Origin of the sequence: Mesorhizobium sp. M4A.F.Ca.ET.020.02.1.1 (assembly GCF_004022645.1) — a bacterium.
Lineage (GTDB): Bacteria > Pseudomonadota > Alphaproteobacteria > Rhizobiales > Rhizobiaceae > Mesorhizobium.
Window position 1 is genome coordinate 1 of record NZ_RZOI01000971.1, and the last position, 1,820, is coordinate 1,820.

Annotated in this window: 2 protein-coding genes; both read left to right on the top strand. The window is 64.0% G+C overall.

The window, feature by feature from the left end:
• A partial coding sequence (locus EN742_RS33770; RefSeq protein WP_189375714.1) for a trimethylamine methyltransferase family protein occupies positions 1–539 on the top strand: 539 nt, incomplete at its 5' end.
• A gap of 86 nt (positions 540–625) precedes the next feature.
• The coding region (locus EN742_RS33775; RefSeq protein WP_148670471.1) for an FAD-binding oxidoreductase at positions 626–1,820 on the top strand (1,195 nt) is incomplete at its 3' end.

Consider the following 1,820-nt stretch of genomic DNA (forward strand, 5'->3'; position numbering starts at 1 on the left):
CCCGCCGCTACAACATCCCCTACCGCACCTCCAACACCTGCGCTGCCAACACGGTCGACGCACAGGCCGCCTACGAAAGCGTCTTTTCGCTGTGGGGCGCCATCCAGGGCGGCGGCAATCTGATGATGCACGGGGCCGGCTGGCTCGAGGGCGGCCTGCGCTGCTCCTACGAAAAGACCATCCTCGACATCGACCTGCTGCAGATGGTGGCCGAGTTCCTGACCCCGCTCGACCTGTCCGAGGACGCGCTCGGCTTCGACGCCATCCAGTCGGTCGGCCCGGGCGGCCACTTCTTCGGCACCCAGCACACGCAGGACCGCTACAAGACCGCCTTCTACTCGCCAATCCTCTCCGACTGGCGCAATTTCGAAAGCTGGACGGAAGCCGGTTCGCCAACGGCGCTCGAAAAGGCCAACCGGGTCTGGAAGGAGCGGCTGGCGTCCTACGAAGAACCCTATATGGACCCGGCGACCCGCGAAGAACTCAACGACTTCGTCGAGAAACGCCGCGCCGAAGGCGGCGCCCCGACCGATTTTTGATTTTCTGCGCGCCAATCGGTGCGCCGGTCAATGTCTGGCGGCGCGCCGAAACATGATTCAATCTCTTCAAACACGGACCTATCTTCATGAAATCTCACGTCAAAGCGGTTGTCATCGGCGGCGGTGTTGTTGGCTGCTCGGTGCTCTACCATCTGGCCAAGGCCGGCTGGACCGACATCATGCTGATCGAGCGTTCGGAACTGACCTCGGGCTCCTCCTGGCATGCGGCGGGCGGCTTTCACACGCTGAACGGCGACCCCAACGTCGCCAAGCTGCAGGCCTATACGGTGCAGCTCTACAAGGAGATCGAGGAGCTTTCCGGCCAGTCCTGCTCGCTGCACCTCACCGGCGGCGTGATGATGGCGGATACGCCTGAGCGCATGGACTTTCTGCGGCTCGCCCACGCCAAGGGCCGATATCTCGGCATGGACACCGAGCTGATCACGCCGTCGGAAGCCAAGGCGATGTTCCCGCTGATGGACGACAAGAACTTCGTCGGCGCCATGTGGGATCCGGTCGAAGGCCATCTCGACCCGTCCGGCACGACCATCGCCTATTCGAAGGCGGCGAAGAAGCTTGGCGCTGAGATCGTGCTGCGCAACCGTGTCGTCGACCTGACGCAGCAGCCGGACGGCACCTGGAACGTCGTTACCGAACAGGGCACGGTCCACGCCGAGCACGTCGTCAACTGCGGTGGCCTGTGGGCGCGCGAGATCGGCCGCATGGTCGGCGTCGAGCTGCCGGTGCTGGCGATGGAGCATATGTACCTGCTCACCGAGCCGATGCCGGAGGTCGAGGAGTTCAACAAGTCGACTGGCCGCGAGATGATCGGCGTGCTCGATTTCAAGGGCGAGATCTATACCCGCCAGGAGCGCAACGGCATCCTGCTCGGCACCTATGAAAAGGCCTGCAAGCCGTGGTCGCCGGTCAACACGCCCTGGGATTTCGGCCATGAACTCTTGCAGCCCGACATCGATCGCATCGCGCCGTCGCTGGAGATCGGCTTCAAGCATTTCCCCGGCATCGAGAAGGCCGGCATCAAGCAGATCATCAATGGCCCCTTCACCTTCGCGCTCGACGGCAACCCGCTGGTAGGCCCGGTGCAGGGCCTGACCAATTTCTGGTGCGCCTGCGCCGTGATGGCCGGCTTCAGCCAGGGCGGCGGCGTCGGCCTCGCGCTCTCCAACTGGATGGTGCATGGCGATCCGGGCTTCGACGTCTGGGGCATGGATGTGGCCCGCTTCGGCGAATGGGCGAGCCTGCGGTACACCAATGCCAAGG